Source organism: Aeromonas sp. s2 (assembly GCF_040907935.1).
Lineage (GTDB): Bacteria > Pseudomonadota > Gammaproteobacteria > Enterobacterales > Aeromonadaceae > Aeromonas > Aeromonas dhakensis.
On the sequence record NZ_JBFOCR010000009.1, the window covers coordinates 525,002 to 549,615 of the forward strand.

Consider the following 24,614-nt stretch of genomic DNA (forward strand, 5'->3'; position numbering starts at 1 on the left):
ACTGGAATTAATCGAGGTTGTAAATGCAGGGTTAACAAACAAAAAAACCGGCCATGACGGCCGGTTTCAGGTTCAGGAGTGAGTGCTCTCTCAGGCGGCGTGCACCACCGGATTCTGCTGGGATAACCCCTCCAGCTCACCCGGGGCGAAGTTGTCCACCTGGATCGCCTCGTAGCGCAGAGCATCGGCGGCCAGCAGCTTGTCCGCCTCGTCCTTGCTCAGGATGGATTGAGACAGGGCTGCGGCAACCAGCTCCGGCAGCGCCAGTTTGCGGGGCAGCTTGCCCTCTTTCTGGGCCTGCACCAGTTTCTTCTCGTAGGGCTGCACAGAGACCATGGCCTGGAAAGCACGCTCCATCAGGCCGACCGGATCCGCCTCGTCCTTGCCCACATAACAGAGCGCGGTCAGACGGTCGCGGAACTCGCCCGGCTTCATCATGGCCAGACAGATGGCGTGGCAGCGATCGTCTGCCGGCATCTTGTAGCCGACGCCGAACGGGAACACCACGCGCTTGAGTACGGCACCCACCACCTTGTTCGGGAAGTTCTGGAAGAAGCCCTCGAACGCCTTGCCAATCAGGTAGAGGTTGCGTTCCACTGCGTACTGTACGAACGGCAGATCGGAGACCATGCGGCCCTGATCCTCGTAGTGCTTGAGGGTGGCGGAGGCCAGGTAGAGGTGGCTCAGCACGTCACCCAGACGGGCGGAGATCATCTCCTTGCGCTTGAGATCGCCACCCAGCATCAGCATGGAGACGTCGGCGCACAGCGCCAGCCCTTTACTCATGCGAGAGAGCTGCTTGTAGTAGCGGGCGGTTTCACCGGCTACCGGCGCGCTGTTGAACTGACCCAGGGTCAGCCCCTGGAACAGGGAACCGAAGAAGTTGCCGGCGCCGAAGGCGATGTGCTTCATCAGCAGGGCGTCAAACTTCTCGAGGCCGCGCTCCACGTCGGTGTCAGCCGCCGCTTCCAGCTCGGCAAACACGTACGGGTGGCAGCGGGTGGCCCCCTGCCCGAAGATCATCAGGTTGCGGGTCAGGATGTTGGCCCCTTCCACCGTGATGGCCACCGGAATGCCCATGTAGGCGTAGCCAGTGTAGTTTTTCGGGCCCAGCTGGATGGCACGGCCGGCGTGGATATCCATGGAATCATCCATGATCTGGCGCGCCATCTCGGTCATGTGATACTTGGAAATCGCGGTGACGATGGCCGGAGCCTGACCCAAGTCCAGGGAACCTGCGGTCATGCGACGGGCCCCCTCCAGCTGATAGGTAAGGCCGCCGATGCGAGCCAGCGCTTCCTGCACCCCTTCAAACTTGCCGATGGACATGCCGAACTGTTTGCGCACGTAGGAGTAGGCGCCCACGGTGCGGCTCGCCATGTGACCGCAAGCGGTGCCAAGGGCTGGCAGCGAGATGCCGCGACCGGCGGAGAGGCACTCCACCAGCATGCGCCAGCCGCGGCCGGCGTAATCCGGGCCACCGATGATCCAGTCGAGCGGAATGAATACATCCTTGCCGAAGGTCGGGCCGTTCAGGAACGCCAGCCCCATGGGGTAGTGGCGATCGCCGACGCGCACGCCGGGGTGACTGGTGGGGATGAGGGCGCAGGTGATGCCCAGCTCTTCCTTGTCACCCAGCAGTTTTTCCGGGTCATAGAGCTTGAACGCCAGCCCCAGCACGGTGGCACGGGGCGCCAGGGTGATGTAGCGCTTGTTCCAGTTGAGGCGAATACCCAGCACCTCTTCACCCTTGTGCATCCCCTTGCAGACGATCCCCTTGTCAGGAATGGCGCCAGCGTCGGAGCCCGCTTCCGGCCCGGTCAGGGCGAAACAGGGCACTTCCTTGCCGTTGGCCAGCCCCGGCAGCCAGAAATCTTTCTGGGCTTGGGTGCCGTAGTGCATCAGCAGCTCGCCCGGACCGAGGGAGTTCGGCACCATGACGGTGACCGCCACGCTCAGGCTCTTGGTAGCAATGCGGGTGACTATGGTGGAGTTGGCGATCGCGGAGAATTCGCGGCCGCCGTAGGATTTCGGGATGATCAGGGAGAAGAAGCCTTCCTTCTTCAGATAGTCCCAGACCGGTTCCGGCAGGTCTTTGGTTTCGTTGACGATCTTGAAGTCGTCGACCATGGCGAGCAGGGTCTCGACCTGGTTGTCGATGAAGGCCTGCTCCTCGGCGGTCAGTTCGGCCTTGCCGTAGCCGTGCAGTTTTTTCCAGTCGGGGTTGCCGCGAAACAGCTCCCCATCCCACCAGACGGAGCCAGCTTCCATGGCCTCCCGCTCGGTGGCAGACAAGGGCGGCAGTATCTTCTTGAAGATGCCGAACACCGGGCGGGTGACCACCTTTTTACGGATGGAGGGCACGCCGAGCACGACGGCTATCGCCAGCACCAGCAGGATAAGCAATGTGATCATACTCAAGTTCCTTCTATTTCACTGTTTCCGTTGATTTATTGTTGGTTGTTACACGGCCAGGGAGAGCCTGGTCGACTCCACGGGCGCCCCGACACCGGACGCCAGATAAGGAATGACGTTGCGTACCAGCCCCTCCACATCGAGCTGCTGGCCGAAATCGGCCTGGGCGATGTCGCGCAGCGCATCGGCCGAAGCCATGGTGAACACGACAGTGCCCAGGGTGAAGTGCAGCCGCCAGAACAGATCCGCCGGCGACAACTCCGGGTTGGCCTTGGAGATGGCCTGGGTGATCCGCTGCAAAATGGGGCCGTAATGGGCGGTGATGAAACGGCGCAGATGGCCCTGGCTGTCGATGTAGCCGCGTCCCAGCAGCTGCATGAAGATGGCCGGACCGTTGGTGCGCACCGCCACCAGCTTCATCAGCGGGTCGACGAAACTCTCGAACACCTGCAACAGGGTCAGCTGCTCCTGCGCCATCAGGGTATGCAGGCGTGCATCCAGCTCGGGCATGAACAGGCTCAGATAGCGATCGAGCACCGCCTGGATCAGCTCCTTCTTGGAGCCGAAGTGATAGTTCACCGAGGCCAGGTTGACATCCGCCTCGCTGGTGATCAGACGCAAAGAGGTATCGGCGAACCCCCGTTCGGCAAACAACACCTCAGCGGCATCGAGAATGCGGTTTTTGGTATCGATTTTACTCACAGGACACCTCACTTAAACGAATGTTTAAAAAGTACGTTTCACAACCTTTTGTGTCAAGAGAATGTGAACAGGTGTTAGTGAAATGTTTTTGTTGAAAATGGGGAACAAGGCGGGAACTTCACGGACGAATCGGACTCTATATCTATGCCACTGCAATTAAACATTAAGTCTCGCCCAACCTGCTCCATGCTAGTTGGGCATTTTTTTACCCTGCTGCCACCCAGCACGCTGACAAACGGGCAAAAAAAACCGTCGCAGGGCGCGACGGCGGGGAAATGAGGTTGCACCATCCTGATCCAACCCATCGATGCGAGTTCAGGCTTTCATCGATGCATCCATCATGGCCGCCAAGCGTGTTCAAACTTTGTCAACCTGCCCTCAATTTGTGACAAAGTATGACAAGCCACGACATGGTCTCGACCCGCCGCCTTTGCTATGCTGGCCCCTCACGCCAGAGGGGAAGATAAGATGAAGTACACGGTCGATACCCACACCCACACCGTCGCCAGCACCCACGCCTACAGCACCATTCATGACTACCTGCCCATCGCGAAGGCAAAGGGGATCAAGCTGTTCGCCACCACGGATCATGGCCCCGACATGGCCGATGCCCCCCACTTCTGGCACTTCGTCAACCTGCACGTGTTGCCACGGGTGGTCGACGGGGTCGGCATCCTGCGCGGCATCGAAGCCAACATCAAGAACATCGACGGCGAGATAGACTTCCCCGAGCGCTACGAGTCGCGGCTCGACATGATCATGGCGGGCTTTCACGAACCGGTGTTCCCCCCCTGCGACCAGGCCACCCACACCCAGGCCATGATCAACGCCATCAAGAGCGGCCGGGTCGACATGATAAGCCACCCCGGCAATCCCGCCTTCCCCATTGATATCCAGGCGGTGGTCAAGGCGGCGGCAGAGTATCGGGTAGCGCTGGAGCTCAACAACTCCTCCTTCAGCCACTCCCGCCCGGGCAGTGAAGGCAACTGCCGCGCCATCGTCGAGGCTGCGCGGGACATGGGTGCCTACCTCACCTTCGGCTCAGATTCCCACGTGGCCTTCAGCCTCGGGGATTTCGAGCACTGCCACCGGCTGGTGACCGAGGCCGGCTTCCCCGAAGAGCGGATCCTGGCGCGCTCCCCCCGCGCCCTACTCGATTTTCTCGAAAGCCGCGGCCGGGCCCATATTCCGGAGTTCGCCGACCTCTGACATTGACCGTAACTCCATGAGCTCACTCATAAAACCGAGTGCAGCTCATTGACTTGCCCCCGGGTTTTCAGGAATCTAGTGGCACGCCGGTATAGCTCAGTTGGTAGAGCAGCGCATTCGTAATGCGAAGGTCGGGGGTTCGACTCCTCTTACCGGCACCAGAGCTGAAAAACAACAACGCCGCATAGCTTATGCGGCGTTGTTGTTTATAGGATGTCCAGGCTCTGCTGCATGGGGCTGGCCTGCTTGAACCGGCTAGCCTGCAAACCTCTCAGCTCATAGCAGCAACAGATTGTCCTGCCGATTGGAGGCGGTCACCAGCACCGGGATGGACTTGGAGGTCGGGGTAAACGAGCCCGCCCCTATGCTGTCGATGGGCACCAGCGGGTTGGTCTCCGGATAGTAGGCTGCGATGTTGCCGCGCGGGATCTCGTAGATCACCACCACAAAACCGGTCACGCTGCGCTCGCGCCCGTCGTTGCAGATGGCAGCCATGTCAACCCTGTCCCCTTCGGCAAAGCCAAGCTGGCGGGCATCCGCCTCGTTCATGAACACCACATTGCGCTGGCCCTTGATGCCGCGATAACGGTCATCCATGCCATAGATGGTGGTGTTGTACTGATCGTGGGAGCGCAGGCTCTGCAGCAGCAGCACCGGCTGATCGCTCATCTGCTCGGCATGGCGGGTACACTCCGGCAACACAGAGTGCGGCAGGGTGCTGGCACGAAACTCGGCCTGGCCGCTGGCGGTGTTCCACACCAGCTTGGCGGCGGAGTTATCCAGATGAAAACCGCACGGCTGCTGGATGCGGGCATTGAAATCGGCAAAACCGGCGATGGTCTGTTCGATAAGATCACGGATACGAGCATAATCATCGCGCAGAGCCAGCCAGTCGACCCGCTCGCCGCCCACGGTGGCATGAGCCATCCGCGCCACTATGTCGGTTTCGGAGAGGCAGAGCGGCGATACTGGCTCGGCCGCGCCGGTCGAGGCGTGCACCATGCTGAAGGTGTCCTCCACCGTGATCTTCTGGTTGCCCGTGCGTTGGATATCGAGCTCGGTGCGACCGAGGCAGGGCAGGATCAGCGCCGCCTTGCCCACCTGCAGATGGCTGCGGTTGAGCTTGGTGCTGATCTGCACGTTGAGCTCGGCCTTTTTCATCGCCCCGTAGGTGAAGCCGGTATCGGGCGCCGCTGCTGCCAGGTTGCCACCCAGGCAGATGAGCACCTTGCTCTTGCCCTCGTCCAGCGCCTTGAGCGCCTCGTACACGTTGTGACCTGCGGCCCGCGGCAGACTCACCTGCAGGTGACGCTCGAGCCGGTCGATGAAGGCAGCGGTGGGCTTTTCGTTGATCCCCATGGTGCGATTGCCCTGCACGTTGCTGTGGCCCCGTACCGGACAGAGGCCTGCTCCCGGCTTGCCAATCTGGCCGCGCATCAGGTGCAGGTTGACGATTTCGCGGATGGTGTCGACCGAGTGCAGGTGTTGGGTCACCCCCATGGCCCAGCAGCTGATGATGCGCTGGCTGGCGGCAAAGACCTGGGCGGCCTGCACGATGTCGGCGCGACTCAGGCCGGACTGCTGCTCGATCGCCGCCCAGTCGGTGGCACGCACCTGCGCCTCATACTCGTCAAAATGGCGGGTGTGGCGAGCGATGAAGTCGCGATCCACCACCTCTGGCGCCTCTTCCAACATGTACTTGGCCATGCCACGGATGGCGGCCATGTCGCCACCCAGTTTCGGCGTCAGGTACTGGTGGCTGATGGTGGTGGCCGCCGGGGTCAGCAGCTCGAGCGGGCTCTGCGGGCTGGCGAAGCGCTCCAGCGCCACCTCTTTCAAGTTGTTGAAGCTGACGATCTTGCAGCCGCCACGCGCCGCCTGGCGCAGGGCATTCATCATGCGCGGATGGTTGGTACCCGGATTCTGGCCATAGACGAACACCGCATCGGCCTGGTCGAAGTCATCCAGCACAACAGTGCCTTTGCCGATGCCGACCGACTGGATCAGCGCCACCCCGCTCGCCTCATGGCACATGTTGGAGCAGTCGGGGAAGTTGTTGGTACCGAACAGGCGGCCAAACAGCTGATAAAGATAGGAGGCCTCGTTGCTGGCACGCCCCGAGGTGTAGAACTCCACCTCGTCCGGGCTATTCAGCCCCTTGAGGGTGTCGGCAATCAGGGCAAAGGCATCGTCCCAGCTTACCGGCTCGTAGTGATCGGTCGCAGGGTTGTAGCGCATCGGCTCGGTCAGCCGCCCCTGATACTCGAGCCAGTAGTCGCTCTGGGTGGCCAGCTGGCGCACCGAGTGGGCCGCGAAAAACTCGGCCCCCACCGTCTTGCCGGTGGATTCCCAGGCCACCGCCTTGGCGCCGTTCTCGCAGAACTGGAAGGTACCGTGGTCGTTGTCCCCCCAGGCGCAGCCCGGGCAGTCGAAGCCGTCGGTCTGGTTGACCCGCAACAGGTTCTTGATGTTCTGACGGGTCTTCTGGCTGCGCAGCACCTGTTTCATGGTGGATTGCAGGGACGAAAAACCGCCGGCTTTGGCGGGCTTTTCAATATGACTCATGGCACTCTCCGATGGGATCCGCCGGGCGATAGCTGGAGTAGCTGACCGGGGCATCAAACTTGGGAATATGAACGACGTTGAGGTTGTATTTGAGGGCCAGCCTGACCGCCAGCTGACTGGGCGATGCCAGACAGATGAGATGACGGGCACCGAAACGGGCGGCTTTTTGCACCAGCTCGCTGCCGCAGCGGCTGGTCACCACTAGGGTGTCGCACACACTGTGCCGGCGCAGCAGCAGGCCGATCAGCTTGTCGAGGGCATTGTGGCGCCCGATATCTTCCCGGCAATGCAGGATCCGGCCCTCGGCATCCAGCGCCAGCGCCGCATGCAGGGCGCCGTGCTGCTGACCCTTAAGCTGCCACCGGGTAATCTGCGCACGCAGCCCCGCCAGCAAGGCCCCATCCAGCGGCGGCGTCAGCGGCAGCACCGACAGTGCGGGCAGCGCCTGCTCCACCGCCGCCACGCCGCAGATACCGCAACCGGTAGCCCCGGTCAGCCGGCGCTTGTGCTCGGTCAGAGCGGCCAGGGAGCGGTTGGCGATGGTGATGTCCAGCACCATCCCCTGCTCGGCCGGCCCAATCTGGATGTCGTGAACCTCGTGGTTGTGCCGGATGATCCCCTCGCCAAACAGAAAGCCGATGGCAAAGTCGTCGAGATCGTCCGGGGTCGCCATCATCACCGCATGGTTGATGCCATTGATGTTGATGGCGACGGCCACCTCCTCCACCAGATGATCCAGTGCGGGTGAGGCAGGCAAATTGACGGGTATCTCGACGGGCGTGTAGGCAGGCATGCAGGTTGGCCTAAAAATGCAAACTGCATTCAAGTTTAGAGAGGCGGCAGACGCAAAACCAATGAAATAAATCTATATGGCAATAGAGTTGTTCTATTGACGACGTTTTTTCAATTGATTAATTTTTAGATTCATCCTTGCCTCCCGAATGATCATGAACATCAAGCAGCTGCACTATTTCCACGAGCTGGCCAAACACCAGCATTTTGCCAGGGCGGCCAAGGCCTGCCACATCACCCAGCCGACCCTCTCGGCCAGCATCACGGCGCTGGAGAAGAACCTCGGCACCGATCTGGTGGTGCGTACCAGCCAGTTCGTCGCCCTCACCGAAGCGGGTGAGCTGGTACGCCAGTATGCCGAGCGGATGCTGCTGGAGCAGGAGGCGCTCAAGCAGGAGCTGGCGCTGTTTCATGGCGAGCTCTCCGGCACTCTGCGCATCGGCATCGTGCCCCAGTCCAATGTCGACATCATGCCGCTCATCGCCCGCTGCAAGCAGCGCTACCCCGACATCGTCATTCGTCTCTCGGTACTCAGCAACGAAGCCCTGCTGTCACAGCTGGAGCTGCACCAGTGCGACATCGGACTGGGGTTTGACGAGCCGCTCACCGGCGCCGCCAGACAGACTTTTCACCTCTATCCCCAGGGCAACAACCAGATGGCGGTGCTGATGAACCGCGACGAGGCGGATCAGCGCCTCCCCGGCGACGAGCTGACCCTGACCGCACTGCAGCAGCAGCCGCTGGTACTGCCCAGCCGCACCATGCAGTTTCGCAAGTACCTGGACCGCGCCGCCGAGCGGGCCGGCATCCTGCTTGACGTGGTGCTGGAAACCGACTCCCTGTTTCACCTGGTGAGCGCCGTGCGCCACCGGCTGGGCTGGGCTATCGTCAGTGCCGGCCTCGCCCGATCCGCCAGCAAGCTCTCGGATCTGGTCTGCCTGCCGCTGGCGCCGCAACGCGACATCGGCCACACCGCCTTCATCACCCGCCAGCACAGCATCACCCCCGCTATGCGCGCCTTCCTCGAGCTGGTGAGGGAGAGTGAGCAAACCAGCACACAGGGCTGAGCAGTGGCGAACGCAAACTCCGCTGGATTGATCCACCTTTGTCTATTTCAGCCAGCTGACATGACTCGAGTACAAAGCCAGAATCTTGGCAACGATGAGAAGATGAGAAGCAAGCCGCGCTAAGCTGTACCAGTCGTGCGAATGGAGAGGGAGCCCTGAGCAGGCACCTCGTTTGGTCAAGGTAATACAGCAGTTTCAGCAAGCGTTGGCGCAAGACGTGCTGACCCGACTGTCACTGTGGGACCAAGTTCCTTGGGGAGAGATGCGATGAATCTCGCCATCACCCTAACGCTGACAAGCTCACTATCGAGCTCAACCGCCCAGATAGCCCAACGTATCTCTGAAGACATGGCACACCTGCATCACCGTCTGGGTGATGGGGTAAGTGATGGACTGGGCATCAGCATCAGTCACCTGGTCGAACAGTTTGCGTTGCTGGCAGCGGCCTACCGTTCAAACACCAATGATTGAGTTCAACGACAGCTTTAGCCAGGCCGCCGTAGCGGAAGCCATGTGTACCCATCCAGCTCTCTCCAAGCTCATCTGTCAACAGTTGATAATGCCGGGATTTGCCTATGCCCACGATGTGGAGAGGCGACGAATTGGCGGGCCACTGATAGCCCCCAACCCGGTGCAGCACAAGACCACGCTCTTTGTCAGTCCACGGGATATGCGTGAACATCTGCCGCGAGAGATTAACTTCGCCCGCTTTCGCTGTGTCTGTAATGCTGCGGGTTAGCCGGTTGGCGAGTTGCAACGGGTAATGGTCGGGTCCTACGTCAACCATGGTACCAATGACACGCCGCATTGGAGCTGCCATACATGACCATGACAACGCCCAATGCACCACCAATGGAGCCAGAGGCTGATATTACCAGGCTTCGAGTCCATATCGAGGAGTTCATTGCGCTGAAGCTGACCCAAGAGTTTGATACGCAGTTGGCCAGTCTGGTGCGTTCCGGCGTGCTGGACCTGGATAAATGGGATGGCGTAAATCTGGTTCTTCCCCGCACCATGACCACTGCGCTACTGGAGGCTGCTACCGAGCGGGTGATTTGGCATAGCCACCGCCGTAGCTATCAACGAGACATCAACCGTCTCAAGCAATCGCTGTAGACAATCATCCCCACAACGTCATGTAGTTCTTCACATCTAGGGTGTTGGGAAGCCCAACCATGCATGACTTGCGTGATTACAAGACTTTGATCCCTCGGCAGATAACCGCTGCCATCGGCCAGCAACCACAACTCCACATCGAGCAATAACCCACCAGACACCACAAACCATATTGGTCGACTTGCTTAGCGATAACTAGGCCAGAGCCCAAACGCTCAAGTTGCTATGTGGAGCCAAAATGTAGGGCCATCCTGCCCCAGCCCGTGGACAATTATGCTTTAACCCATTAGTACACTCATTAAGCTATGGGATATGACGAAAACCTAGTCCAATGGGACAAAATTGACTATTTAAACAACAAGGTATATTTCAGGACAACTGAGAATTGAACGATATAGGCCATGAGAGAAGGAACATTGTTCCTCCACTTTTAGCGGGTTGGCAAACCACACTGCCACCGTGGGCCTCGACAATGGCCTTGACCACGGCCAGTCCGAGCCCGCTGCCGCCGCTCTTGCGCGAGCGTGACGGATCCCCTCGACGAAATGCATCGAAGATATGGGCTGCAACCTCCTCGCTGATGCCGGGCCCCTCGTCTTCCACACTCAGAATGCACAGGGTGCCCGAGCGATACAGACGCACGGTCAGCAGGCCCGGCACCCCATGCTTCTGGGCATTTTCCAGCAGCGCCATCAGGGCCTGGCGGATGCGAAGTGCATCGCAGCAGACACGGAGTTCATCATCGAGCTCCCGCTTGAGCGTGAAGCCGCTCACGGCCAGGGGGGTGGCAAACGCCTCGATCACCACGGCAAGCTCGTCTGCCAGCCTGATCTCCTCTCGTTGCAACTCCAGATGGCCGCTGTCGTTGAGGCTCAGTACCCGCAGGTCTTCGATCAGGTGGGTCAATCCCTCCACCTGACGTAGCAAGCCTTCAAAGAGCTCACGCTCTGGCGGAAATACCCCTTCGGCCAGCCCCTGCAAACGGCCACGCAAGATGGTCACCGGGGTGCGCAATTCGTGGGCGATAGCGGCATTCCAGAACTCCCGCTCGCGGGTCATGCTCTGCAGCCGTTCGGCCATGGTGTTGAAGTCCCGCACCAGTTGCGCCGTCTCCCCAATTGCCTGTTCATCCAGCGGCACGCGCGCATCGAGTTTGCCCTCTGCCACCTCGCGCAGGCTGTTCGCCACCGAATTGAGCGGGGTCAGGATGCGCCGAGAGAGGCGAACCGCCACGTACAGCGCCATCCCCAATGCAATCAGAATGGTCGAGCCTATCCAGAGCATCTCGACCCTGGAGGGTATCCAGCTCTCGGAGATGCTGCCAGGCACATAGGTCACGGCAATGGCGTAGAACACATAGGTGCCGATCACCGCGAGGGAGATGATGCCGAGCGCCATCAGCCCCAGGGAGCGGATGATCTGCCTGCGCAGGCCGGGGGCCGATGTCATGCATCGCCCCCGAAGCGATAGCCTACGCCCCAGACACTGGCGGGCACCCCTTGGATGCCGTGCGCCTCCAGCTTCTTGCGCAGCTTGCTGATGTGGCTGTCCACCGTGCGCTCCTGGGTATCCCCCTCTGGTAGGCAGTGGGTCAGCAGTTCGGCGCGGCTGAACACCCGTTTCGGCGCCCGCATCAGGGAGGCGAGCAACTTGAACTCGGTCAGGGTCAGATCCAGCACCAGTTGCCCCTCATCGCGGCAAAGGCTGGCCTCGTGGCTCTCCAGATCGATCTGGAAGGGGCCGACCCGCAACACCCGGGCCGTGGCCTGTTTTGCTGCCTGGCTGCGTCTGAGCACCGCCTGTACCCGGGCCACCACTTCAGCCGGATTGAAGGGTTTGACCACATAGTCATCCGCCCCCATGCGCAGCCCCATCAGCTTGTCGAGGTCCTGATCCAGGGCGGTCAGCATGATCACCGGCGTGTCGCCACGGGCCCGGATCTCGCTGAGCACCTGCCAGCCGTCGAGCTGCGGCATCTGCACATCCAGCAGCAGGAGATCGGGTTTGCATGTCTGGTGCATGGCCAGGGCTACGCGGCCATCGGCGGCATGCAAAGTGCGCAATCCGTGGCGTTGCAGGTAAGCGGCGAGGATCTCGGCGATCTCGGCTTCATCCTCTGCAATCAGTACCAGTGACTGGGCCGCCGGGCTGGCGGAGGCTGGAAGATACGACATGGTCGGCCTCGAAAATGGTGGGTTTGAACTTTATCACCGCCTCCATGGATTCTCCACAAAGCCTCGAATCATTCGCAATAGCCCCTCTCCATAATGCCCGCTCGATGTGCTCTCGCGGCAACACCATGCCGGGGAGACGGTTTAACGAGGTGAGTATGATGTTTGTCAGACAGCGGTATGCGGGCGCTCTGCTTGCCGTCATTGCCGTATTCGGGTTGGCAGGTTGCGATGGGGCGCCGCAAGCGCAAGACGCGCCAGCCCTTCCTCAGGTGTCGGTGATGACGCTGGCAGGGCAGGACCTGGTCATCAGCGAGGATCTGCCCGCCCGGGTGGCCGCGGTGCGCAGCGCCGAAATTCGCGCCCAGATAAGCGGCATTGTGCAGCGCCGCCTGTTCGAGCAGGGCGCCGAAATCAACGCAGGCACAGTGCTGTTCCAGATAAACCCGGCCCCCTTCAAGGCGGATGTCGACAGCGCCGCCGCCGCATTGCAGCGAGCCGAGGCCGTGCTGGCCCGCGCGCGCATCCAGATTGACCGCCTGGTGCCGCTGCTGCGCACCGAGGCCATCAGCCGCCAGACCTATGATGACGCCGTCTCCCAGCGGGATCAGGCGGCCGCCGACGTGGCCCAGGCCAGGGCGGCCCTGGCCCGGCACCAGCTGAACCTGCAATTTGCCAGCGTGGAGGCCCCCATCGCCGGACGCATCGATCAGACGCTGGTGAGCGAAGGGGCCCTGGTGTCGCCGACCGATGCCACCCCCATGGCCAGGATCCAGCAGATCGATCAGGTCTACGTCGATGTGCGTCAACCGGCCTCGGTACTGGAAGCCCTGCGCCAGCAGACAGGGTCGACGGCGCCTGAACTGACGGTGGAGATCCTCGGCAGCAATGGCAAGCCGCTCGGCATGCAGGGGCACATCCTCTTCTCCGGCATCGAGGTGGATGCCGGTACCGGCGACGTGCTGCTGCGGGTGCTGGTGGACAACCCGGAGCGGCGGCTCTTGCCCGGCCTCTACGTACAGGCACGCATTCCCCGTGCCCGCTATGCCAACGCTCTGAGCGTGCCCCAGCAAGCCGTGGTGCGCACATCGGGCCAGACCAGCGTGTGGGTGCTGGATGCCAATGGGCAGGCACAACAGATAGCTGTCACAACCGGTGAGCTGGTGGCGCGCCAGTACCGCATCGCGTCCGGGCTCAGCGCCGGACAACGGGTGGTGATCGAAGGGATAGAGCGCCTGACACCGGGTATGCAGGTCATTGCCCACCCCTGGCAACCCCTTGTTGCCGGCCAGCAAGCCGGCACCCACACCAGCTGAATCGGAGACATTTCATGCCGCAGTTTTTCATTCATCGCCCGGTGTTTGCCTGGGTGATCGCCCTCTTCATCGTGCTGGCGGGGGTCATCGCCATCCCCAAGCTGCCCATCTCCCGCTACCCCTCGGTGGCGCCGGTGTCGGTGACCCTCTATGCCACCTATCCGGGCGCCACGCCGCAGACCCTGAACGATGCGGTGGTGAGCCTGATCGAGCGCGAGCTGTCGGGGGTCAAGAGCCTGCTCTACTTCGAGTCGTCGGTGGACACCTCGGGCAGCGCGCAGATCACCGCCACCTTCAAGCCGGGCACCGATCCGGAGCTGGCCCAGATGGACGTGCAAAACCGCATCAAGGGGGTCGAGCCTCGCCTGCCACAGGCGGTGCGGCAAAACGGCCTGCAGGTGGAGTCCGCCTCTTCGGGTTTTCTGATGATGGTCGGCATGACCTCGCCGGATGGCCGCTTCGACGAAATTGCGCTGAACGACTACATGGCGCGCAATATCGTCCAGGAGCTGCGCCGCATCGAGGGGGTGGGACGGGTGCAGTTGTTCGGCGCCGAACAGGCCATGCGAATCTGGGTGGATCCGGGCAAGCTCGCCGCCTACGGGCTGACCATCAGCGAGGTGGCGCAGGCCATCGAGCAGCAAAACGTGCAGATTGCACCGGGACGCCTCGGCGATGAACCCGCCCTGCCGGGGCAGCGTGTGACGGTGCCCCTTACGGTTCAAGGGCAGCTGACGACCCCAGAGGCGTTCGCCGCCATCGTACTGCGGGCAGGTGCCGATGGCGCCAAGCTGGTGCTGGGTGATGTCGCCCGGGTCGAGTTGGGGGCGCAATCCTACGCCTTTGCCAACCGCGAGAACGGGGTGGCCGCCACCAGCGCCGCCATTCAGCTCTCCCCGGGTGCCAACGCCGTGCGTACCGCCGATGCGGTGCGCACACGCCTTGCCCAGCTCGCTCCCACACTGCCGGCGGGCATGGCCTACTCGATCCCGTTCGACTCGGCCCCCTTCGTCAAGGTCTCCATCGACAAGGTGATCCACACCCTGCTGGAAGCCATGGTGCTGGTGTTCCTGGTGATGTTTCTCTTCCTGCAGAACCTGCGCTACACCCTGATCCCGGCCATCGTCGCCCCCATCGCGCTGCTCGGCACCTTCGCGGTAATGCTGCTGGCCGGCTTTTCCATCAACTCCCTGACCATGTTCGGCATGGTGCTGGCCATCGGCATCATCGTCGACGACGCCATCGTGGTGGTGGAGAACGTCGAGCGCCTGATGGCCACCCGGGGGCTCTCGCCCAGGGAGGCGACATCGCGGGCCATGAAGGAGATCACCGGGGCGGTGATCGGCATCACCCTGGTGCTCACGGCGGTGTTCCTCCCCATGGCGTTCGGCAGCGGCTCCGTGGGGGTCATCTACCAGCAGTTCACCCTGTCGATGGCGGTCTCGATCCTGATTTCCGCCTTCCTCGCCCTGACCCTGACGCCAGCGCTCTGCGCCACCTTGCTGCGCCCGGTCAGCCCGGATCACCATGAGAAGCGCGGCTTCTTCGGTGCCTTCAACCGGGGCGTCGAGCGCCTCACCGCGAGCTACGGCACGCGGGTGACCCGCCTAGTCGGGCGCAGCGGACGCATGATGGCGGCCTTCATCGCCCTCTGCGCCGTGCTGGCCATCGCCGCCGCCCAGCTGCCCTCCTCTTTCCTGCCGGACGAGGATCAGGGCTACTTCATGACCTCCATCCAGTTGCCGACCGGCGCCACCAGCGAGCGCACCCTGGCCGTCATCAAGGAGTTCGAGGCCCATGTGGCCTCTCGCGAGGCGCTCGACACCAACCTGGTGGTGCAGGGCTTCAGCTTCTCCGGCGCCGGCCCCAATGCGGCCATGGCCTTCACCATGCTCAAAGACTGGGACCAGCGTCATGGTGCCACGGCTGCCGAAGAGGCGGAGCTGGCACAAGCGGCCATGGCCAACAGCCATGAAGGCACGGTAATGAGCCTGCTGCCGCCCGCCATCGACGAACTGGGCACCTCTTCGGGTTTCACGCTCTTCCTGCAAGACAGGGCCAACCAGGGGGAAGCCGCGCTGCTGGCCGCCCAGGCGCAACTGCTGGCACTGGCCGCTCAAAGCGAGATGGTGAGCGATGTCTATCCGGACAGCCTGCCCCCCGGCGAGAGCATTCACCTCGAGATCAACCGGCAGAAGGCCGAGGCCATGGGACTCTCGTTCACCAGCGTGAGCAGCACCCTGTCGGCGGCGATGGGGTCGCTCTACATCAACGACTTCCCCAACGGCGGGCACATGCAGCAGGTCATCCTGCAAGCCGACGCCAAGGCGCGCATGCAGCTTGATGACGTGCTCGGCCTGCGGGTGCGCAATGCCAGCGGCGGCATGGTGCCCCTGCGGGAGGTGGTGACGCCGACCTGGCGCCAGTCGCCGCAGCAGATGATGCGCTTTGAGGGCTTCCCTGCCGTGCGCCTCTCCGGGAGTGCCGCCCCCGGGGTTTCCAGCGGCGCCGCGATGGCGGAAATGGAGCGCCTGGTGGCACAATTGCCGCCAGGCTTCACCCTGGCCTGGACGGGGCAGTCGCTGCAGGAGCGCCAGTCGGCGGCCCAGGCCCCCCTGCTGATGCTGCTGTCGGCGCTGGTGGTGTTCCTGGTACTGGCCGCGCTCTACGAGAGCTGGTCCATCCCGCTCTCCGTGATGCTGGTGATCCCCCTGGGCCTGCTCGGCGCCGTGGCGGCGGTGATGCTGCGCGGCATGCCCAACGACGTCTTCTTCAAGGTGGGCATGATCACCATCATCGGGCTGTCGGCCAAGAACGCCATCCTCATCGTGGAGTTTGCGCGCCAGTTGCACAGCGAAGGGCGCTCGCTGCTTGATGCCGCGGTGACCGCTGCACGCCTGCGTCTGCGCCCCATCCTGATGACATCGCTCGCCTTTACCCTCGGCGTGGTGCCGCTGATGCTTGCCAGCGGCGCCAGCGCGGAGACCCAGCATGCCATCGGCACCGGCGTGTTCGGCGGCATGATCAGCGGCACCCTGCTGGCCATCTTCTTCGTGCCGGTCTTCTTTGTCTTCATCATCAGGGCGCAGGAGCGCCTGCAGGTCTGGCTGGCACGGCATGCTCAGCAATGGGGAGAGCAATAATGGCCGGGCTCTGCCCCCTGAGCCTGTTGTGCGGCCTGAACGATGGCCGCCAGACAACTCTGGTTGAGGTCTGCGTTGCCAGCCCTCATTCACCCACCATTACGGAGGAGCCACGCCATGTTTTCTGACACTCAACGCCACTGGCTGGTACTCCTGGCCTTCTTGCCGGTAGTCATCGACATGACCATATTGCACATTGCCGTACCTTCGCTGACCCAGGCCCTCGGTGCATCCGCTACCGAGGTACTGTGGATCATCGACATCTATCCGCTGCTGATGCCGGGACTGCTGGTGGCCATGGGCACTCTGGCGGATCGTATCGGCAACCGGCGTGTGCTGCTCACCGACCGGGCTTGCCATCTTCGGGATGGCTTCCCTGCTGGCCGCCTTTGCGCCGACACCAGCCATGCTCACCAGTGCACAGGGGCTGCTGGCCCTAGTGGGCGCGATGATCATGCCGGGTGTGTTTGGCACCATTCGCTGCACCTTCCAAGAGGAAAATGAGCGCGCCATTGCGCTGGGCCTGTGGGCAATGGTTAGGGCTGCGGGGCGGTTCTCGGACCGTTGATCGGCGGAGTGCGGCTGGCCCACTACTGACGGGGATCGACCTTTTTGATCTATGTCCCGGTCATGCTGTTGGTTGCGCCGCTGGTATTCATCCTATTGCCGCCAATCGAACGGACGACGTCGGGTAGCTGGGGATTGGGCCAGGCGCTGCTGCTTATCCTCGGCGCCCTGGCGGGGGTCGAGCTGACCCTGGCGCAGGAGCTGCAATACGTGCTGGGCAACACGCCACTACAAGCCGGCATGTTCATCATCCCCATCATGGCCGCAGCCGCAGTGGGCGGCCCGAACGCGGTTACCTCTTCAACCTCTGTAGCCTGCGCACCGTCGCCAGCTCATCGCTGGCAATCTCTGCGGCCGCACTCTGCTATCTGACCCAGGTGGACTTTCACCATCCCAATGTCAGGATGCCAGCAACGCTGGCCCTGCTGGGACTCTGTCTCAGCATCGGTCTGACGGCTTCCTCCATTGCCAACATGGACGCAGTGGAGGCGGACAGAGGTGCAGGGAGGCAACAGTCTATGAACCAGAGGCGGGGTTCGGGAGCACCTTCTAATGGCGTACTATAAAAATCACAAAATGAAAAAGCCCAACCTGTCAGACAGGTTGGGCCTTGAAAATGGCGGAGAGACAGGGATTCGAACCCTGGGTGGCATTGCTGCCACAATTGATTTCGAGTCAATCCCGTTCGGCCACTCCGGCATCTCTCCACGGGGCTTCATTGTTACCGGAGCCGCCTCTGGAAATCAACTTGAATCTCTTTAAAGATCAAACGACTGCACACAAAACCAGCAAGTGAGTGCATGTCTGGCAAGCAGGCGTCCGAGCCTGTCGCTCCCGGTACTGGTACCCAAGCCAGGGCGATCAGCCCCCTGCATTGCATCTCGTGCATTCGATGGCGCTAAACCGCAATCCCCTCTCCCGTCAGCGTTCCTCTGCTCATTGCAGATGGCTTGGCTTTGCATTAAAAACAGGCAAGACAGGGTCAACATGACGGATTGCCGTGCAGGGACCCGCCTGAAACCCTAGTCGGCCAGGCTGGCAATCGACGCGCATTTGACTGACAATTTCCCCCTTTTTCCTAGGAGGTCGCGGTGCGGCCCCTCATCCAATCAGACAGGAAGTACATGTTCATCGCACGAACCCTCTCATTGCTGGCGCTGACCGCCAGCCTGCTGACGGCTCCGGCCCTGGCTACCACCTATCCACTGCCCCCGGCAGGCAGCCGCCTGATCGGCGAGCTGGAGGACTACATAGTCCAGCCAGATGAACATCTCGAGCTCATCGGCAAGCACACCCAGATTGGTTTTTTGGCGCTGCTGGAAGCCAATCCGGGGGTCGACCCCTATTTGCCCAAACCGGGCACCCGGCTGACCCTGCCGACCCAAATGCTGCTGCCGGACGTGCCCCGCGAAGGCATAGTGATCAATCTGCCGGAGCTGCGCCTCTACTATTTCCCCAAGGGCAAGAACGAGGTGATGGTGCTGCCCATCGGCATCGGTGACATAGGGCGGGAGACCCCCGAAATGACCACCACCATCATTGCCAAGAACCCCAATCCGACCTGGGTGCCCGGCCCCATGGTGCGCAAATCCTGGCTGGAACAAAAAGGGATCACCCTGCCGGCGGTCGTGCCGCCCGGCCCCGACAACCCCCTCGGCAAGTTCGCCATGCGCCTTGGCTATGGCAAGCGGGACTATCTCATCCACGGCACCAACAAGGATTTCGGGGTCGGCCTGCGGGTCAGTGCCGGCTGCATTCGGCTGCGTCCTGACGACATCGAGGCCCTGTTCAAGATTGTCCCCGTCGGCACTCAGGTGCGGGTGATCAACCAGCCGGTCAAGACCGCCATCGAGCCGGATGGCCGCCACTGGCTGGAGGTTCACTCTCCCCTCTCTCGCACCGAACTGGAGCTGGAACAGGGCGCCCCGCTGATCCTCTCCGCCGATGCGCAGGCCTTCATCGCCAGGCCGGAAGTCGACGGTGACAAGGCCGCCAGCGCGCTCAACAGCAAGAACGGCATCCCCCGTCCCGTCAGCGGCTGATAGCCAACCATGTTCACGAGGATCTTCATGAGCTACCGCGTTTTTTGCCTGCTTGCCCTGCTGCTGAGCCCGGCGGCTCTGGCCGACATCCTCTGGATGGACAACGGTGACCGGCTGACCGGCACCATAGAGGAGATAGGTGACGAGGAGGTGCGCATCGCGCTCCCTTACAGCGAACCCGTCACCGTCAAGCGCGAGGCGGTCAAGCGCTGGCGCATCGAGAAGCAGGACAAGCCGAAACCAACCGTCAAGAGCGGCATTACCCTGCTCGCCCTGACGCCGGATGACCCGAAAGCCTGGCTGTGGAGCGGCAGCGGCGATCTGAACGTCAAGCTCAAGCACAGCGACAAGAAGACCAACAACGTCAACCTGAAGGCATCCACCGAGGTGGCCAACCTCGACTGGCGTTATACGCTGGACGGGGAGTACATCTACGAGACCGCCAACAACGTCACCAACAGCCACGAGTATCGACTCAAACCCATGCTGGACTTCTTCTTCGACCAGCGCTGGTTTTTACGATCAGCCATCGACTTTCAATACCAGATGCTGAACCCCGAATACATGGATGTGGGTTATGTGACCGGCCCTGGTTACCGGTTCTGGAACGACAAGCGGCGGCGGCTGGAGCTGATCGGCCAGGCCGGGCTGGAGCGCTCCTACTTCAGACCGGATGACATCAACACCCTCTTTATCATCGGCCTGTTCAACGACAGGATCATCAACTATCCCCTGCTGGGCCTTGGCTGGGATTATCGTCAACCCGTTGCGCTCTGGTCGGAGCAACTGGAGCTGTTCAGCAAGGGCGGCTACAAGCGCTATCTGGACCAACCCTCACCCTATTTCACCCGGGAGCAGGCGGTGCAGGGCAGCCTGGGGATGCGCTACTACTTCAACGATCACCTGCGCCTCTCCTGGTCAAGCGAGCTCGACTGGGAAGATAATCGTATCAATATCCCGGGCTTAGAGCTGAATAACGGCAGAGAGTGGCGCCATCTGCTCACTCTGGGAGCCAGTTTCTGAGCCAGGCCGATCACCGATGACCCAGCAGCCACAAAAAAATCAGGCCCACCTAGGTGGGCCTGATTTTTGGCAAGGCTGTGGGTGAGCCGCGGCCTAGAAGTAGAGTCGGGTGACAGACTCGATGACGCAGCCGGGGCGACGCACACCCTCGATCTCCACCTTGATCTCCTTGAGCAGCTCCAACCCGCCCTTGATCGGGGTGACCCGAGCCAGCTTGGTGCGCGCGCGGATGTTGCTGTCCACCTTGATGGGGTACGGGAAACGGACCTGATCCAGACCGAAGTTCACCACCATGCGGGCGGTCGGAAACTCCGGATTGGCCTCGTCCACCGAACCGGTCAGCTGCGGCAGCAGGGCCAGAGTCAGGAAGCCGTGAGCAATGGTGGTCTTGAATGGAGACTCGGCGGCGGCACGCTCGGGGTTGGTGTGGATCCACTGATGATCCCCGGTCACGGCGGCAAACTGATCGATCATCTGCTGGCTGACATGCAACCATTCGCCCACGTGGGTCTCTTCACCGATGCTCGCCTGCAAGGTGGCAAACAGGGTCGCCGCCTCACCGTCGAGTTCGATGATCGACTCTTGCGGTGGCACGGGCTGGCCGTTGACGGCCTGGGCCGCGCCCTGCTGCTGCAGCATGGACTGGCTGTCGCCCTGCAAATCCAGCACTCGCCCCAGCAGAGGGTGGAGGTGTGCCTTTTGCTGAAACTCACGCCAGTAGTCGCGGATAGCCGGAGAGAGCCAATCCTTGAGCTCAAAGGGGTGCTGCGCCAGAATTTCGCGCTTGCGCTTCAGAAAATCGACAACTTTCATGTACCGATCCCTATTCGATTCAAAGCCTGTAAAGAGGTCTAACCAGTCCTATTTTATTAAAGTTACAGCTGAAAGTGCAAAAAAATCTCGGCGTACAGCTGTACCAAGGCAAAAATCACTACAGGATAGCTACATAACAGCATGATGAACCAACGAAGAAAACGATTGCCTGTTTTTTATCCGATCATGTTGGCATTGAGATGAAAAAGGCCTGTCACGAGCCTGTGTAGAGATCAGCGCGCTGCAGACCACCACTCGCGGCACCCTGCCTCATCGAAGAAGGTCCAGGCCAGCACCCGGCTCACCTTGTTGCCCTGCGCCATCTCGAGCACCCGCACCTGACGAGCACCGACCCGGGTCAGCGCCTTCTTCGCCGCCGGCAGATTCTCCTTTTTCGATACCAGCGAGCTGAACCAGAGGCACTGCTCGGCAAAGGCCCGGCTCTGGTTGATCATCGCGGCCAGAAAGGCAGCCTCTCCCCCTTCGCACCAGAGCTCGGCCTTCTGGCCGCCGAAGTTGAGCACCGGCTTGTCCTTGACCTCCTTGCCCAGATTGCGCAGCTTGCGCTCAGTCCCCTTGCTCGCCTCCGCCAGCGACGCGTGGAAGGGAGGGTTGCAGAGGGTCAGCGCAAAACGCTCGCGCGGTGCCACTATGCCCTGAAAGATGTCGCCGGCCCTGCCCTGCAAGCGGCACTCGATCTGGCTGCCCAGCCCGTTGCTGTTGGCCAGCAGAGAGGCAGCCTTGACCGACACCGGATCGATGTCGGAGCCGACGAAGCGCCAGCCATATTCGCGGGCACCCAGCAGGGGGTAGATGCAGTTCGCCCCGACCCCGACATCCAGCACCCGCACGCCCTTGCCGGTCGGCACCTTGCCGGCGCTCTCGGCCAGCAAGTCAGCCACTCTGTGCAGATAGTCCACCCGCCCAGGAATGGGCGGACAAAGGTAGCCGGCGGGCAGATCCCAGTGTTGGATGCCGTAATGCAACGCCAGCAGGGCCTTGTTCAGCGCCTTGACGGCGGCGGGGTCGGCAAAGTCGATGGTGCTGGCGCCGTAGGGATTGACGAAGACGAAGGGCTGCAGCTCGGGAGTGCGCAGGCAGAGCGCGGCAAAGTCGTAGGGAGCCTGGTGGCGATTGCGCGGGTGCAATCCGGATTTATGGTCTGAACGGGTCTTCATGCTGGGCCTGCCGGGGAAAAAACGGGCCCACACTATAGTGATTCGGCACCCGAAAGTCTAAATCGCAGCCATAAAAAACCGGGCTGCGGGAGCCCGGTTCAAGTGAGGTTGGAAAAACAGTCCGTACTGCGAGCCGTTTGTCCAGCCTGACTCAGATGTCGATCCGGCGTGCCTGCCAGAACTTGCTGCGCCAGTAAGAGCTGTCGAGCTTGGAACGGGTTACCCCGGCCCGGGTGGAGGCGTGAATGAACTCGCCATTGCCCACATAGATGCCGACGTGGTTGAGGCGGCGATTGATTTTGAAGAAGACCAGGTCACCTTCGACCAGATCCTGCTTGGAGACTCGGGTGCCTTCATGGACCTGGGAGCGGGTATCACGGGGAAGTTCGATACCGACGGCGTTGCGGAATACTTCACGGGCAAAGGCGGAACAATCGATGCCGCGCTGGCTGCTGCCTCCCATGCGGTAAGGAACGCCGCGCCACTCTTTGTATACAGTCAGGATTTCGTTTACATCTGGGGTTTGTGAAGCTTCCGGTTCAATTACGGGTTCCATCATGGAAACTTCGATCTTGCTCGCGACCTCGGGCTGGGGTGCCGAGGCACAACCCACCATTCCGAGCGCGACCAGCAGTAGCATCAGGTGGCGCAATCCTTTATCCCCGCAAAATAGTAAAACTTGTTAAAATACGGCCCGAACGGGCAATTTATAAGGCAACAGCACCCGACTATATCCAAGAATTCTATCGAGGCAAGCGAAAATCCCTATCGACCTCACATTTCTGCAAGGAAATGCATTATTTTTCCTGATTAATGTGATCGTGGCCAAACAATATACAATCTCGAAAGAGGCCGTCCTGACCGGATTAAACTGACTTTTATCGCTGTTTCGTCGCTCTTTTAAAGTGAAAAATTATGATCTCTGTGGATCTCTATTTGTTAAAACCGGCAAAGGTCGACGCCGAGCAGCTGACTCTGCTGCAAACCCTGCTCTCCCCCGAAGAACGGCAGATATGGCAGTCCATCGGTCAGCCGGCACGCCGCCAGGAGTACCTGCTCAGCCGCGGGCTGCTGCGGCGGCTGCTGGCCGAGCGGCTGCAGTGCAACCCCGATGTACTGCAATTTGCCAGCAACCCGCACGGCAAACCTGTGCTAAGCGACAGGCGCTGGCAGTTCAACCTCAGCCACAGCGGGGATTGGCTGGTGATCGCCCTCTGCGCCGTCGGCCCGCTCGGGGTCGACATCGAGATGGGTCAGCGCCGCCGCCAGACTCTGCCACTGGCGCGCCGCTTTTATGCACGCAGTGAATATGAGTGGCTGCTCGCCCTGCCCGAAGCGGAGCAAGAGTCGGCCTTCTATCGGCTCTGGTCGCGCAAGGAGGCGGTGCTGAAGGCCCACGGTGCCGGCATCGCCGCCGGCCTCGACAAGGTGCGCTTCGTGCCTGAGGAAAAGTGGCGGCTCGACAACCAGCTCGATAAACAGGATTACCGGGTACAGGATTGGCCCATCGGCCAGGGCTGGCTCAGCCTGGCCGCACCAACCCTGGCCGTCAATGGCTGGCTGCTCGATGGCAGCTTGAATTCTGTGCCCATCAACCCCATGTTAACTCACACCATTTTCCAAGAGTCAGCCTCATGATCGTCGACATCAATCCCCAGAATTTCCAAGCCGCCCTGATCGATGCTTCCATGAAAAAGCCGATCGTCATCTATTTCCACGCCCCCCAGATGCCGGAGTGTCAGGCCATGACCCCGCAGGTGGAGGCGCTGGTCGGCCCGGCCAATCCCCAGGTGACCCTGGCCAGGGTCGACATGAACGATCCGCAGCTGCAACCGCTGGCCGGTCAGCTCGGTCTGCGCGCCCTGCCGGCGCTGGTGCTGTTCCATCAGGGCCGCCCTGACGAGCAAGCCATTCTGGAAGGCCCGCAGGACGAGGCCACCCTGCGCGGCTATTTCGCCGCCTTCGCCCCCAAGGAGGAGGAGCTGCTGCTCGAGCAGGGGCAACAGGCACTGGCGGACGGCCAGACGAGCGTGGCCTATGGCCACTTCGGCAAGGCTCATCAGCTGGCGCCGGATCGCCACGACATCAGTCTGTGGTTGACCCAGGCGGCACTCGATCTCAATCTGCTGGATGAGGCACAGGAGCTGCTCGGCAAGATCCCGATGATCGCCCAGGATGACCACTATCAGACGCTTGTCTCCCGTCTGGCGCTGGCCCAACAGGCCGCGGACAGCCCGGAGCTGCGAGCCCTGGAAGCCCGTCATCAGCAGGAGCCTGACAACTTTGCCCTGGCCCAGGAGCTGGCGGTGCAATACAGCCAAGCCGGCCGCCAGGAAGAGGCGCTGGCGCTGCTGTTCACCATCCTCAAGCGGGATCTCGCCTTCGGCGATGCCAAGAAGACCTATCTCGACATCCTGACCACCATGGGATCCAACCCAGCGGCGCAGGGTTACCGTCGCAAGCTCTACAGCCTGCTCTACTGACTTGAAACGAAG

21 protein-coding genes and 2 tRNA genes are annotated in these 24,614 nt (G+C 61.6%); 13 read left to right on the forward strand and 10 right to left on the reverse strand.

What is annotated here, in order from left to right; all coding sequences use genetic code 11:
* Positions 1 to 90 precede the first annotated feature (90 nt).
* Both AB5Y81_RS07315 and AB5Y81_RS07320 read right to left on the reverse strand, forming a co-directional pair.
* Entirely contained in the window at positions 91 to 2,415 is a 2,325-nt protein-coding gene (locus AB5Y81_RS07315; protein ID WP_005298724.1) for an acyl-CoA dehydrogenase, read from the reverse strand.
* Between the two features lie 48 nt (positions 2,416 to 2,463).
* Entirely contained in the window at positions 2,464 to 3,117 is a 654-nt protein-coding gene (locus tag AB5Y81_RS07320; protein WP_005298722.1) for a TetR/AcrR family transcriptional regulator, read from the reverse strand.
* Between the two features lie 468 nt (positions 3,118 to 3,585).
* On the opposite strand from AB5Y81_RS07320, the gene AB5Y81_RS07325 reads away from it, so the two are divergent.
* Entirely contained in the window at positions 3,586 to 4,326 is a 741-nt protein-coding gene (locus AB5Y81_RS07325) for a phosphatase (RefSeq protein WP_010634652.1), read from the forward strand.
* 85 nt (positions 4,327 to 4,411) lie between these two features.
* A tRNA-Thr gene (locus AB5Y81_RS07330) sits at positions 4,412 to 4,487 on the forward strand.
* A 115-nt stretch (positions 4,488 to 4,602) separates the two neighbouring features.
* On the opposite strand, the gene AB5Y81_RS07335 is transcribed toward AB5Y81_RS07330, so the two are convergent.
* Both AB5Y81_RS07335 and fdhD read right to left on the reverse strand, forming a co-directional pair.
* Positions 4,603 to 6,891, reverse strand: a complete 2,289-nt coding sequence (locus AB5Y81_RS07335) for an FdhF/YdeP family oxidoreductase (protein ID WP_279484650.1) — start codon at positions 6,889 to 6,891, stop codon at positions 4,603 to 4,605.
* Complete coding sequence (fdhD, locus tag AB5Y81_RS07340) at positions 6,878 to 7,684, reverse strand: formate dehydrogenase accessory sulfurtransferase FdhD (RefSeq protein WP_279484651.1); 807 nt, start codon at positions 7,682 to 7,684, stop codon at positions 6,878 to 6,880. Before fdhD ends, AB5Y81_RS07335 begins: the two co-directional genes overlap by 14 nt.
* A gap of 148 nt (positions 7,685 to 7,832) precedes the next feature.
* Here fdhD and AB5Y81_RS07345 point away from each other — a divergent pair, with 148 nt between their 5' ends.
* The 3 genes from AB5Y81_RS07345 to AB5Y81_RS07355 all read left to right on the forward strand — a co-directional run bounded on the left by AB5Y81_RS07345 (position 7,833) and on the right by AB5Y81_RS07355 (position 9,866).
* Positions 7,833 to 8,750, forward strand: a complete 918-nt coding sequence (locus AB5Y81_RS07345; protein ID WP_279484652.1) for a LysR family transcriptional regulator — start codon at positions 7,833 to 7,835, stop codon at positions 8,748 to 8,750.
* 267 nt (positions 8,751 to 9,017) lie between these two features.
* The gene (locus AB5Y81_RS07350; RefSeq protein WP_017780636.1) at positions 9,018 to 9,221 is read left to right on the forward strand and encodes a hypothetical protein; all 204 of its coding nucleotides are present in this window, start codon (positions 9,018 to 9,020) and stop codon (positions 9,219 to 9,221) included.
* A 351-nt stretch (positions 9,222 to 9,572) separates the two neighbouring features.
* Positions 9,573 to 9,866 (forward strand): hypothetical protein, encoded by a 294-nt coding sequence (locus tag AB5Y81_RS07355; RefSeq protein WP_231570557.1) that lies wholly within the window; start codon positions 9,573 to 9,575, stop codon positions 9,864 to 9,866.
* A 369-nt stretch (positions 9,867 to 10,235) separates the two neighbouring features.
* On the opposite strand, the gene AB5Y81_RS07360 is transcribed toward AB5Y81_RS07355, so the two are convergent.
* Together AB5Y81_RS07360 and AB5Y81_RS07365 are read right to left on the reverse strand one after the other, a co-directional pair.
* Positions 10,236 to 11,315, reverse strand: a complete 1,080-nt coding sequence (locus AB5Y81_RS07360; protein WP_279484653.1) for an ATP-binding protein — start codon at positions 11,313 to 11,315, stop codon at positions 10,236 to 10,238.
* A complete protein-coding gene (locus AB5Y81_RS07365; RefSeq protein WP_010634673.1) occupies positions 11,312 to 12,040 on the reverse strand; it encodes a response regulator in 729 nt (242 codons plus the stop codon). The genes AB5Y81_RS07360 and AB5Y81_RS07365 overlap by 4 nt, the downstream gene beginning before the upstream one ends.
* Positions 12,041 to 12,195: 155 nt before the next feature.
* Between AB5Y81_RS07365 and AB5Y81_RS07370 the strand changes: the two genes are divergently transcribed.
* The 4 genes from AB5Y81_RS07370 (at position 12,196) to AB5Y81_RS07385 (ending at position 17,435) form a co-directional block, all read left to right on the forward strand.
* Positions 12,196 to 13,353 carry an efflux RND transporter periplasmic adaptor subunit gene (locus AB5Y81_RS07370; protein WP_279484654.1) on the forward strand — a complete coding sequence of 386 codons (1,158 nt, stop codon included), beginning with the start codon at positions 12,196 to 12,198 and terminating at the stop codon, positions 13,351 to 13,353.
* Positions 13,354 to 13,367: 14 nt separating this feature from the next.
* Positions 13,368 to 16,496 (forward strand): multidrug efflux RND transporter permease subunit, encoded by a 3,129-nt coding sequence (locus tag AB5Y81_RS07375; RefSeq protein WP_279484655.1) that lies wholly within the window; start codon positions 13,368 to 13,370, stop codon positions 16,494 to 16,496.
* A gap of 117 nt (positions 16,497 to 16,613) precedes the next feature.
* Positions 16,614 to 17,000: a hypothetical protein gene (locus tag AB5Y81_RS07380; protein WP_279484656.1), complete on the forward strand. Its 387-nt coding sequence runs from the start codon at positions 16,614 to 16,616 to the stop codon at positions 16,998 to 17,000.
* A 108-nt stretch (positions 17,001 to 17,108) separates the two neighbouring features.
* Positions 17,109 to 17,435: a hypothetical protein gene (locus AB5Y81_RS07385; protein WP_258120137.1), complete on the forward strand. Its 327-nt coding sequence runs from the start codon at positions 17,109 to 17,111 to the stop codon at positions 17,433 to 17,435.
* Between the two features lie 245 nt (positions 17,436 to 17,680).
* On the opposite strand, the gene AB5Y81_RS07390 is transcribed toward AB5Y81_RS07385, so the two are convergent.
* A tRNA-Ser gene (locus AB5Y81_RS07390) sits at positions 17,681 to 17,770 on the reverse strand.
* A gap of 417 nt (positions 17,771 to 18,187) precedes the next feature.
* On the opposite strand from AB5Y81_RS07390, the gene AB5Y81_RS07395 reads away from it, so the two are divergent.
* Positions 18,188 to 19,105 carry a L,D-transpeptidase family protein gene (locus AB5Y81_RS07395; RefSeq protein WP_279484657.1) on the forward strand — a complete coding sequence of 306 codons (918 nt, stop codon included), beginning with the start codon at positions 18,188 to 18,190 and terminating at the stop codon, positions 19,103 to 19,105.
* Between the two features lie 27 nt (positions 19,106 to 19,132).
* A complete protein-coding gene (locus AB5Y81_RS07400) occupies positions 19,133 to 20,128 on the forward strand; it encodes a DUF481 domain-containing protein (RefSeq protein ID WP_017788508.1) in 996 nt (331 codons plus the stop codon).
* 93 nt (positions 20,129 to 20,221) lie between these two features.
* Here the strand turns inward: AB5Y81_RS07400 and AB5Y81_RS07405 are convergent, their stop codons facing one another.
* The 3 genes from AB5Y81_RS07405 to AB5Y81_RS07415 form a co-directional block, all read right to left on the reverse strand.
* Positions 20,222 to 20,941, reverse strand: coding sequence for a MaoC family dehydratase (locus AB5Y81_RS07405; protein WP_279484658.1), 720 nt, complete (start codon positions 20,939 to 20,941; stop codon positions 20,222 to 20,224).
* Between the two features lie 233 nt (positions 20,942 to 21,174).
* The gene (rlmF, locus tag AB5Y81_RS07410; protein WP_215269678.1) at positions 21,175 to 22,119 is read right to left on the reverse strand and encodes a 23S rRNA (adenine(1618)-N(6))-methyltransferase RlmF; all 945 of its coding nucleotides are present in this window, start codon (positions 22,117 to 22,119) and stop codon (positions 21,175 to 21,177) included.
* Positions 22,120 to 22,270: 151 nt separating this feature from the next.
* Positions 22,271 to 22,759 carry a C40 family peptidase gene (locus tag AB5Y81_RS07415; protein ID WP_005298673.1) on the reverse strand — a complete coding sequence of 163 codons (489 nt, stop codon included), beginning with the start codon at positions 22,757 to 22,759 and terminating at the stop codon, positions 22,271 to 22,273.
* A 275-nt stretch (positions 22,760 to 23,034) separates the two neighbouring features.
* Here AB5Y81_RS07415 and AB5Y81_RS07420 point away from each other — a divergent pair, with 275 nt between their 5' ends.
* Both AB5Y81_RS07420 and AB5Y81_RS07425 read left to right on the forward strand, forming a co-directional pair.
* Positions 23,035 to 23,757 carry a 4'-phosphopantetheinyl transferase superfamily protein gene (locus tag AB5Y81_RS07420; RefSeq protein WP_279484659.1) on the forward strand — a complete coding sequence of 241 codons (723 nt, stop codon included), beginning with the start codon at positions 23,035 to 23,037 and terminating at the stop codon, positions 23,755 to 23,757.
* Complete coding sequence (locus tag AB5Y81_RS07425) at positions 23,754 to 24,602, forward strand: tetratricopeptide repeat protein (protein ID WP_126882294.1); 849 nt, start codon at positions 23,754 to 23,756, stop codon at positions 24,600 to 24,602. The genes AB5Y81_RS07420 and AB5Y81_RS07425 overlap by 4 nt, the downstream gene beginning before the upstream one ends.
* Positions 24,603 to 24,614: the final 12 nt, after the last annotated feature.

Bases quoted from the DNA above. Each gene is read 5' to 3' on its own strand.
- AB5Y81_RS07315 (WP_005298724.1), bottom strand. From the start codon at position 2,415: ATGATCACATTGCTTATCCTGCTGGTGCTGGCGATAGCCGTCGTGCTC.
- AB5Y81_RS07325 (WP_010634652.1), top strand. From the start codon at position 3,586: ATGAAGTACACGGTCGATACCCACACCCACACCGTCGCCAGCACCCAC.
- AB5Y81_RS07335 (WP_279484650.1), bottom strand. From the start codon at position 6,891: ATGAGTCATATTGAAAAGCCCGCCAAAGCCGGCGGTTTTTCGTCCCTG.
- fdhD (WP_279484651.1), bottom strand. From the start codon at position 7,684: ATGCCTGCCTACACGCCCGTCGAGATACCCGTCAATTTGCCTGCCTCA.
- AB5Y81_RS07345 (WP_279484652.1), top strand. From the start codon at position 7,833: ATGATCATGAACATCAAGCAGCTGCACTATTTCCACGAGCTGGCCAAA.
- AB5Y81_RS07350 (WP_017780636.1), top strand. From the start codon at position 9,018: ATGAATCTCGCCATCACCCTAACGCTGACAAGCTCACTATCGAGCTCA.
- AB5Y81_RS07355 (WP_231570557.1), top strand. From the start codon at position 9,573: ATGACCATGACAACGCCCAATGCACCACCAATGGAGCCAGAGGCTGAT.
- AB5Y81_RS07360 (WP_279484653.1), bottom strand. From the start codon at position 11,315: ATGACATCGGCCCCCGGCCTGCGCAGGCAGATCATCCGCTCCCTGGGG.
- AB5Y81_RS07365 (WP_010634673.1), bottom strand. From the start codon at position 12,040: ATGTCGTATCTTCCAGCCTCCGCCAGCCCGGCGGCCCAGTCACTGGTA.
- AB5Y81_RS07370 (WP_279484654.1), top strand. From the start codon at position 12,196: ATGATGTTTGTCAGACAGCGGTATGCGGGCGCTCTGCTTGCCGTCATT.
- AB5Y81_RS07375 (WP_279484655.1), top strand. From the start codon at position 13,368: ATGCCGCAGTTTTTCATTCATCGCCCGGTGTTTGCCTGGGTGATCGCC.
- AB5Y81_RS07380 (WP_279484656.1), top strand. From the start codon at position 16,614: ATGTTTTCTGACACTCAACGCCACTGGCTGGTACTCCTGGCCTTCTTG.
- AB5Y81_RS07395 (WP_279484657.1), top strand. From the start codon at position 18,188: ATGTTCATCGCACGAACCCTCTCATTGCTGGCGCTGACCGCCAGCCTG.
- AB5Y81_RS07400 (WP_017788508.1), top strand. From the start codon at position 19,133: ATGAGCTACCGCGTTTTTTGCCTGCTTGCCCTGCTGCTGAGCCCGGCG.
- AB5Y81_RS07405 (WP_279484658.1), bottom strand. From the start codon at position 20,941: ATGAAAGTTGTCGATTTTCTGAAGCGCAAGCGCGAAATTCTGGCGCAG.
- rlmF (WP_215269678.1), bottom strand. From the start codon at position 22,119: ATGAAGACCCGTTCAGACCATAAATCCGGATTGCACCCGCGCAATCGC.
- AB5Y81_RS07415 (WP_005298673.1), bottom strand. From the start codon at position 22,759: ATGCTACTGCTGGTCGCGCTCGGAATGGTGGGTTGTGCCTCGGCACCC.
- AB5Y81_RS07420 (WP_279484659.1), top strand. From the start codon at position 23,035: ATGATCTCTGTGGATCTCTATTTGTTAAAACCGGCAAAGGTCGACGCC.
- AB5Y81_RS07425 (WP_126882294.1), top strand. From the start codon at position 23,754: ATGATCGTCGACATCAATCCCCAGAATTTCCAAGCCGCCCTGATCGAT.